The following is an 8,371-nucleotide window of genomic DNA, read 5'->3' as shown; positions in this document are numbered from 1 at the left end:
CCAAGCCGCCAGATTATAAAAAGGTCGTTGGCTTCGCCTTAGGCTATCATGCCCGCTGCTCCATATAAAACCTCCTTACGCTAACGAAGTTAGCGAGTGCCATTTACACAGACTTCTTGACGGTACCTCTATCACATTCCAGGCTTCCCTACCTACATTCTCACGTCCTCTATCGACATTCCAGGCTTCCCTATCGACATTCTCACGCCCTCTATCGACATTCCAGGCTTCCTTATCTACAATCTTACAGTTAAAAAAGCCCTCGGGGAGCTCCCCGAAGACTTTTGACTGATTTAACTTGCTTGTGCTGCGGTAACGTTTGGGTTGCGTTTTTTCTTGAATACTTGGAACACAATTAATAAAACAAACGCTACAATCGCTATAAGGTCAGTAATGTAATTGTTTTGAATAAACATTAACGCAACGGCAACTGCAATGATTCGCTCAATCCAGTGGTATTTTGTAATGAACCAGTTTTGGATAAATGAAGCGAATGCGACCATACCGATCATAGCAGTAAAGATTGCCCAAACAACTTCTAGCCAACCAGCATCTGTAATTAGTAGAATGGTTGGGTTCATCGTGAACACGAATGGTAATAATAAAGCCGCTGAATCGTATTTAAAGCCTTGAACACCGGTTCGTACTGGCCCAGCCTTCGCAATACCAGCAGTTGCATAGGCTGGCAAGTTAATCGGTGGCGTGTCATCCGCTAATACACCGTAGTATAGAACAAATAAATGTGCCACAATCACTGGTACTCCCATGTCTGTTAATACAGGAGCAACGATTGCTGCCAGTACAACATATGTTGCTGTTGTTGGTAAACCTAAACCTAACAATAGACAAGCAAACACTGTTAAGATCAATGCAAAGTATAGTTCCGTATTTGCCGTCTGCATAAACGCAGGTACCATTGATGCTAAGTCAGATGAAAAGCCTACGACAATACGTGTAAACTTAGTCGATAAACCAGAAGTTGTGATGACTCCGATTAAGATACCAGCAGTCGCACATGCGACGACAATGGATAACGAGTTACGTGCAGCTAGTTCGAAACCTGATAAAATTTCTCGCATTCCATATCGAACAGGTGCTGCATCAACTTTGAACTTCTTCTGACCCAGAGCAAAGATTAACGCCACAACGATACCTATTAATACCATTGTTGCAATTGGGTCTTTCCAACGGATTGTCTCTGTAGCAAAGAAGTTTGTATTAATCACATTATTTAAATTGTATAGACCAATATTTAGTAGACTAATAACATAATGGAACGTGTAAGCAATAGCTAATAAAATGGCTGCAAATAGTAATGAACGTCCCATATTCTCTTTAAAACGATGTGCAAATAACGCAATAACTAATAAAATTGTAATCGAATAGAACGCCGAGTTGTTAACCGATACACGTTCGATTACTAAGAAATAAAGCAAAACAAAAATTGGAATTAATAAGTAACCTTGCTGCATTAACAGGCGACGACCCTTAGCTAATTCGCTACGATCCATGCCCTTGATGCCATTCTTAGACGCTTCAAAATGCACCATAAATAAAATCCCAATGTAACACAAAATAGCTGGAATGATGGCACTTTGAATAATTTCATAATATGGAATACTAGTTAATTCCACCATAATAAAGGCAGCTGCACCCATGATAGGTGGTAAGAACTGACCACTTGATGAAGCAGCAACTTCAACACCACCAGCAACGTGTGGCTTAAAGCCTACTTTTTTCATAAGCGGGATTGTGAAAGTACCTGTCGTAACAGCGTTTGCTGTAGAACTACCAGAAATACTTCCCATCATACCACTCGCAACAACACTAGCTTTTGCTGGACCACCTTTATAACGACCGAATGCACGTAATGCTAAATCGATAAACATTTTACCGGCACCAGTTGATTCTAATAGTGCCCCAAATAAAATGAATATGAATACAAATTGTGCAGATGCATAAATAGGTGTTCCAAAGATCCCGTTATTACGATATGTGATTTCGTAAATAAATCGCTCGAAATCTCCACGAGAATGATAGAACTGCCCAGGCATGTATTCGCCTAAGAAGAAATAAGCAATAAAAATCAAAGCAATAATCACAAGTGGATAGCCAACGACACGACGAGTTGCTTCCAATACTATGATAATTAATGCTAAGCCGATGAAAATCTCATAGCCTGTCGGATTCCCTGACATAATTGATGAGGCATTTTGATGCTGGATAATAAACATTCCAACATATAAAGAAAACGCTGCCAAAACAATGTCATAAATCGGAATCTTTGTTTGTCCCATTTTCCTTTTAACTGGAAAAATCATAAAGATTAATACTAAAGCTAGAGTTAAGTGAAAAATTAAGAAGGTCTTAGAGCCGATGCCTGGTAAACCAAAGCCAGCAACCCATAAATGAAATACTGACATAAATACAGCGACAATAAGTACGGCAGTCAACCAATAACCATTTAAGACACGGTCACTACCCTCTAGCTCGTTAATCATCTGTTGTTGTTGTTTGTCATCCATGTCAAACCCCTCTCGTCCATAAATAGTCTAGTTATATATATTATTATAAAACAAAACCACTCATTACTAGAATAAAAGTTTTATACGATCCCAAAGAGTGGTATTTTTAATTTCTACTAAAATTTGTGTTTCAGAATAAGGAGGTTCAGAGAATGTGACTTCTTCATCTTTAAAGTGAAATGTGTGAGGATACAAGTGGGAAGGTTGGAACTTAAGCTCTCCTCCGTATACAGGCTTGTTCAAATCTTGAATAACAAAATAACCATCTTTCATTTCAACATCACCTTTATCCTCATATGGCAAGCCAGCTCCAAATGACTTGGTCCAACTTTCCATCGTAAGGATCTCCCAGTCATCACTTACTTTGAACTTTTCTATAACTGGCGATTTTTCAACAGAATGAATGTAGCGATGCGAAAACCAATCACCACGTTCAATTTGAGCTTGCCATAAAATATCACCTGTCTTGAGATCCTCAATCACTAACTTTTTCCCCGCATTAATCGTGAAAAGTAATACAACAGTTGTTACGGCGATAGCTATTATAAGCCAATATTTTTTCTTAAAAAAGGCATTGCTTAGACGCAATGCCTTTTTGTTGTCATGTTCAGTTGAATGATTATTCTTGTTCATTCAGGTATTTTTCAGCTCCTGGATGAAGGTCGATTGACATACCGTCTTTCGCCGTGTCAACTGTAAGTTCTTTACCACGATCGTGTGCTTCTTCGATATCACCTTTGTTTTCGAAGATCGCTTTAACCATTTCATAAACTTGATCTTCTGGTAGATCATCTCTTACGATTAACATTGCTTGAACTGCTACAGTCGTCGCAGTGCTATCAAAGTTATCATACTCATCTGAACCAAGTTCAACTTTGGAGTAGTATGGGTACTCATCCATTAACGCTTCAATTGCATCATCGTTAATGCTTACTAGACGAATGTCTGTTGAAGCACTTAATTCTTGAATGCTTGCGGTTGGTGTACCAGATGTTACGAATGCCGCATCAATGTTACCATCTTGTAGGTTCGTTGAAGCATCACCGAATCCCATGTGCTCAGCACTAATATCATCAAATGTGATATCGTGAACACCTAGAATTTGTTCCGCGTTTGCTTCAGTACCTGATCCAACATCACCTACTGCTACACGCTTACCTACTAAATCGTCTACCGTTTCAATTCCGCTATCAGCAGTTGTAACGATTTGAATTGTTTCAGGGTAGATTGTGAATACACCACTGTACCCATCTACAACTTCTTCAAACATTTTAGATCCTTCGTGTGCATAGAAAGCGGTATCATTCTGAACTAAAGCCATTTCCGCTTCACCAGCTGATACTTCGTTAATGTTTACAACAGAAGCACCACTGCTTAAACCGTTTACTGTAACGTCATCAACATTAGCTGTAATCACATCAGCCATCGCAACACCTAGCGGGAAGTATGTACCTGCTTCACCACCAGTTAGTAGTGTCACATCACGAACCCACTCGTCTCCATCAGATTCTCCACCATTACCTTCTTCATCACCGCCACCACAAGCAGCTAAAATCATGCCTAGTGATAAGAAGATTACTAGAATTAAACTAAACTTTTTCACAAACATTACCCCCTTAATGTTTTTTAATATTGGATAATTTATCATATCATAATTTTAAACTAAAACAAATCAAAAAGTCTAGCAATCTTCTAATAAATGTAAAAAAAGAGTTAGACAAACTTCGACATAAATGGCGTTGTACTTGATTATAACGAGGAAAGCGCAAGCGCCCGTTTAATCACGAAGTGCGCCGACTAAACTGAGATAAAGGAAACACAGTGAGATGAGTGAACTGATGTTGACTTATCGTAGGTTTAGGCGGGAAGTCACCCAGTGGTTGGGCACCTTGCGCTAGACAGTGCTACACAAACGTAATTTAACAAAACTTGTAGTTGAATATTTTTACTTTCTTAGCTTTCGAGAAAAGCGCAAGGATGCCCTTACGCTTTTATATTTAACCCCATCTGAAGCTCTATTTTTGCTAAACTATTCTATTTATTATTATGAACAAATTATATAAATGGACTAGTCAAACGTAGAGTTTTTATAGAAAGTGTGACTGCCCATGGTTCTGATAGAAAATCAGCATGTCATGCCAGTGGCCGTTTTCTTGTGCAAAATCTTTTCTCTTGCACTCCAATGCATACCCAGTTCGATGCGCAAGTCTTACCGACCGTGTGTTTTCAGGATTAATATGTAATTCTATTCTATGAAACTTTAAATCTTTAAACACAGCGTTCGTAAAGGCTGTAACACTTTCCGTACCGTAACCTCGATCCCAATACTGATTATGAATTGAGTAGCCCATCATCCCCCATTGATAGTCATGCCTTAAAATCGTCACTAATTCAACCTTACCAATGGATGCACCATCTAGTTTTCTGAAAACACCTAATATGTACATTTCGTCCTGCTTCGCTTTTTCTTCAAAACCAGTGACCCATCTATTAAACCATTTCTTAGTAAAACGCGACATATCCTTAGGACGCCCCTCATCAAAAGAACATTGTGACGGCTTTCGTCCATGGAACCCTTCCCACCAAGTTTCATAGTCATTTTTAAAATAAGGTCTTAATATTAGACGCTCGGTTTCAATTTCCCATTTTGTTGGGTCAAACATGGTCATCACCTTTTTATCAATTGGTTAAAAGTTCTTCTTAGCAAGATCGTTCATATATTTTAATTCGGCTAAAACCTTCATTTCCCTTCAGTCTAAAGTTGCAATTTCATAAAACAACCTGAATTTAAATAATGGAATGAGTACTGAACCCTACCTTTGTCCTAACATACTCTGTCCCTTCTTTGAATAAAGTGTATGGAGGACAACTTCAGAAGGAGGGCATCATATGGATCAGGGTTTATTTTATGGTTTTGTAGCTGCATTTGGATTTATGTTTATCCCTGTTCGTTCAGACTTGTTAGAAGGGTTAGCTAATTTTCTCGATACACTACTTTACGTGGTAGGACTAGTAGGGGCTGTAGTCTTCGGGGCGATACTTGTTTGGAATGCATTTAGAAATCTAAAGAGTGCTACCAAATAAGTTAAGGCCTTCGCTTTCCTGCGAAGGCCTTTTATTCATTCTTCATAAACAACGACTTGGTTACGACCAGCGTCTTTAGCTTTATAGAGAGCTGCATCCGCTTGTTCAAATAAGACATCTCCAGTAATATTAGCCTTTTCAGCAAAGCCAATTCCGATACTGACTGTCAGTTCACCTTGTGTCACACCTGGAACTTTTAAGTTCAACACTTTTTTCCTTAACTTATTTGATGCTTCGACTAATTCATCTAACGTTAATCCGCGTGAAATGGCTACAAATTCTTCTCCACCATAACGTGCAACAAAGCTACCCATGTCTGAAAAATGTTGGTTGAGAAGTTCAGCAAATATCTTTAAACAGGCATCTCCCATTTGATGACCATACTGATCATTTATCTTCTTAAATAAATCTAAATCAATTAACAATAAAGCAAGTGACTCTCCTTCTGCTTGAGCTTCCTCTAAATCTTTTTCTAACACATTTGTAAATGAACGCCTATTCGGAATATGTGTTAATTCATCTAAATATGAAATTTTATGCAAGAACCGATTTTTCTCTACCAACTCTTTTTGCGACTTCTCTAGCTCCTTCGTTCTGGTATCAACTTTCTCTTCTAGTTGTGCATTTAACAATTTCAATTCTTTGGAAGACGCTTTAAACTGTTCAACCGTACGAGCATGCTGTACAGCGAGTATAATCGTTTGAATAAATAAGTAAAACAAAAATCCTACTGATAAAATTGGCACGGTATTAATCCATTCATTATAGTAAAATGCATCGTTTATAGCCGTCATGAACAGAACGAATAGGCCTACAATGTTAATAAAAGCATAACGCTCCTGTTCTCTGTAAGCTTGCCAGACCACTTTAAAGATATAAGCAAAACCAACTACTAATGTAAGTTGGAAAAACACTAAATATTGAGTGTAAACATAACTAGGTGTTAATAAAATCACAAACGAAACAAGTAAAATAGCTATAAAATAAAGCCTGTTAAACATGATATGAGCTTGTTTACTATACGTAAACGAAATTACGTAAGCAAATAAAGGCAACAACCATAAAAAGGATAAGTACTCTAACTTCATCGACCACTCCCACGGAAATTGTGGGAAAAAATGAAAGATTACCTTATCTCCTTCTAATAACAAACGAGTCATGACAAATAATACGAGTACCGAGAAATATAAGTGGTAAAGGTCGCGACCTTGCACTATAAAAGAAAATACATAATACAAAAGTAAAATAATAAGACTACCAAAAACAATCAAGGTCATACTTCGATCCATCATATAAGACCTTCCAATAGCCTCATCACTACCTACATAAACTTCGGCCCATAAACCACCCGTTCTTAAATAATGATTCGCAACTTGAATCGTTAAGGTCACGGTACGTTCATTTGAAATAAAATCAATAACATGACCGCTCTTGGCTGGCTCAGTTGTATCCCGACTTGCCCCAACTTGTCCTTCCTCAACTAATAAATCATTATTAACCCAAACTTTAAAGGCATTTCCGAGATTCGGTATGTATAATGACAACAACTCTCCTACGAATTCAGGTGGTAAATAAAGATCCGTCTGATATGTACCAAACTCATTTACCGATGTCGAATGAGGTACCTCTATTAATCGGACATCATAACCTCCGAATACTGTTTCATTCGGCTCCACCAACTGATAGGGATAATATAACCAATGTCCATTGAGAGCTACCTTATCTTCAGTTGGAAGTGAAGTCGTTAGATTAAACTGGCCACCATATCCATGTAAATCACTTTCTTCACTCATCACAGACCAAAACCAACCAAACAACAATAAAATCGCCGGTATCACAAGCCATTTAGCCTGCTTCATTTAAGCACACCCTTTAATCGTCCTGTAATATAGTACTATTTTACCATAAAAATATAATTTTCTAACAATAAATATATACCCTTCAATATATTTTTTAACAAAAATTAAAAGTATATTCTTATTTTTCCATGACCACATTGGTAATGAGGTGATTGAATGGTTACATTAATCGTTTTACAGCTAGTATTAATTGGGGTTCTTATGTGGTTCTTGCGTAAAGAACAGAGAGAAAAAGATGCAATTACAGCCAAACAAATCGAACGAAGCGACGAATTAAAGAAAACGCTTGCCATGGGTTTAGCCTATCGCTTCAACTACCCGCGAACGCGAAATGAAGATGATGAAATTGAATTTGAGAGTGGTTCTAATATTTTTCTAAAACAAACACCATTAGAGTTTGAAGATTTCGTGGCGCGGATTATAAAACATCAATTGGGTGGCAACATTTATACAACTCCAGAAAGCGATGATCACGGAATAGACTTTGAACACTATGTGGATGGAGAGTTATATCTTGGACAAGTGAATGTCTACAAAGAAAACATTGGAGTTGGACCTATAGCTGTTCTGCACTCTAACATGATTAAAAGTGGAGCAAAAGGTGGGTATGTCATTACGACAAGCAGCTTTACTGACACAGCTCGGGAATACGCCAAGGAGTTAGATATTGATTTAATTGATGGCCTAAACTTAGTTAATTACTGGCTTGAAACAATGGACTCCAAAGTCTATGAGCCTGGAAGCGAATTCGCTTAAAGAAAAACTCACCAGCTAACTGAACTGACCCAGGGAAATGAGACAAGAAAAAACACCTATGCTGCCACGGTCCTGTATTCAACAGGGCTGTGGCAATTTAATTTTGAAAAAGGTCGTATATAATTGTAATAATACATGTAATTTATT

Annotated in this window: 8 protein-coding genes; 2 read left to right on the top strand and 6 right to left on the bottom strand. The window is 37.9% G+C overall.

The window, feature by feature from the left end; genetic code table 11:
* Positions 1-293: 293 nt before the first annotated feature.
* From ACTWQB_RS16375 to ACTWQB_RS16360, 4 genes are all read right to left on the bottom strand, one after another.
* Positions 294-2,525 (bottom strand): TRAP transporter permease, encoded by a 2,232-nt coding sequence (locus ACTWQB_RS16375; RefSeq protein WP_443140235.1) that lies wholly within the window; start codon positions 2,523-2,525, stop codon positions 294-296.
* Between the two features lie 66 nt (positions 2,526-2,591).
* The gene (locus tag ACTWQB_RS16370; RefSeq protein WP_443140234.1) at positions 2,592-3,158 is read right to left on the bottom strand and encodes a DUF1850 domain-containing protein; all 567 of its coding nucleotides are present in this window, start codon (positions 3,156-3,158) and stop codon (positions 2,592-2,594) included.
* Entirely contained in the window at positions 3,145-4,134 is a 990-nt protein-coding gene (locus ACTWQB_RS16365; protein WP_443140233.1) for a TAXI family TRAP transporter solute-binding subunit, read from the bottom strand. The genes ACTWQB_RS16370 and ACTWQB_RS16365 overlap by 14 nt, the downstream gene beginning before the upstream one ends.
* A gap of 478 nt (positions 4,135-4,612) precedes the next feature.
* Positions 4,613-5,188 (bottom strand): GNAT family N-acetyltransferase, encoded by a 576-nt coding sequence (locus tag ACTWQB_RS16360; RefSeq protein ID WP_443140232.1) that lies wholly within the window; start codon positions 5,186-5,188, stop codon positions 4,613-4,615.
* A 226-nt stretch (positions 5,189-5,414) separates the two neighbouring features.
* Between ACTWQB_RS16360 and ACTWQB_RS16355 the strand changes: the two genes are divergently transcribed.
* Positions 5,415-5,609, top strand: coding sequence for a hypothetical protein (locus tag ACTWQB_RS16355; RefSeq protein WP_443140231.1), 195 nt, complete (start codon positions 5,415-5,417; stop codon positions 5,607-5,609).
* Between the two features lie 35 nt (positions 5,610-5,644).
* Here the strand turns inward: ACTWQB_RS16355 and ACTWQB_RS16350 are convergent, their stop codons facing one another.
* The gene (locus ACTWQB_RS16350) at positions 5,645-7,468 is read right to left on the bottom strand and encodes a diguanylate cyclase (protein WP_443140230.1); all 1,824 of its coding nucleotides are present in this window, start codon (positions 7,466-7,468) and stop codon (positions 5,645-5,647) included.
* A 156-nt stretch (positions 7,469-7,624) separates the two neighbouring features.
* Between ACTWQB_RS16350 and ACTWQB_RS16345 the strand changes: the two genes are divergently transcribed.
* Positions 7,625-8,224 (top strand): restriction endonuclease, encoded by a 600-nt coding sequence (locus ACTWQB_RS16345; RefSeq protein WP_443140229.1) that lies wholly within the window; start codon positions 7,625-7,627, stop codon positions 8,222-8,224.
* Between the two features lie 56 nt (positions 8,225-8,280).
* Here the strand turns inward: ACTWQB_RS16345 and ACTWQB_RS16340 are convergent, their stop codons facing one another.
* A complete protein-coding gene (locus tag ACTWQB_RS16340) occupies positions 8,281-8,361 on the bottom strand; it encodes a hypothetical protein (protein WP_407644108.1) in 81 nt (26 codons plus the stop codon).
* Positions 8,362-8,371: the final 10 nt, after the last annotated feature.

This window comes from Piscibacillus sp. B03, from assembly GCF_052246295.1.
GTDB lineage: Bacteria > Bacillota > Bacilli > Bacillales > Alkalibacillaceae > Piscibacillus.
The sequence above is the reverse complement of the archived record's forward strand: the minus strand, read 5'-3'. Positions and strand labels throughout refer to the sequence as shown.

What these genes read in the sequence shown, in the direction of transcription:
- ACTWQB_RS16365 (WP_443140233.1), bottom strand. Translation starts at nt 4,134, where the DNA reads ATGTTTGTGAAAAAGTTTAGTTTAATTCTAGTAATCTTCTTATCACTA.
- ACTWQB_RS16340 (WP_407644108.1), bottom strand. Translation starts at nt 8,361, where the DNA reads ATGTATTATTACAATTATATACGACCTTTTTCAAAATTAAATTGCCAC.
- ACTWQB_RS16360 (WP_443140232.1), bottom strand. Translation starts at nt 5,188, where the DNA reads ATGTTTGACCCAACAAAATGGGAAATTGAAACCGAGCGTCTAATATTA.
- ACTWQB_RS16350 (WP_443140230.1), bottom strand. Translation starts at nt 7,468, where the DNA reads ATGAAGCAGGCTAAATGGCTTGTGATACCGGCGATTTTATTGTTGTTT.
- ACTWQB_RS16370 (WP_443140234.1), bottom strand. Translation starts at nt 3,158, where the DNA reads ATGAACAAGAATAATCATTCAACTGAACATGACAACAAAAAGGCATTG.
- ACTWQB_RS16355 (WP_443140231.1), top strand. Translation starts at nt 5,415, where the DNA reads ATGGATCAGGGTTTATTTTATGGTTTTGTAGCTGCATTTGGATTTATG.
- ACTWQB_RS16375 (WP_443140235.1), bottom strand. Translation starts at nt 2,525, where the DNA reads ATGGATGACAAACAACAACAACAGATGATTAACGAGCTAGAGGGTAGT.
- ACTWQB_RS16345 (WP_443140229.1), top strand. Translation starts at nt 7,625, where the DNA reads ATGGTTACATTAATCGTTTTACAGCTAGTATTAATTGGGGTTCTTATG.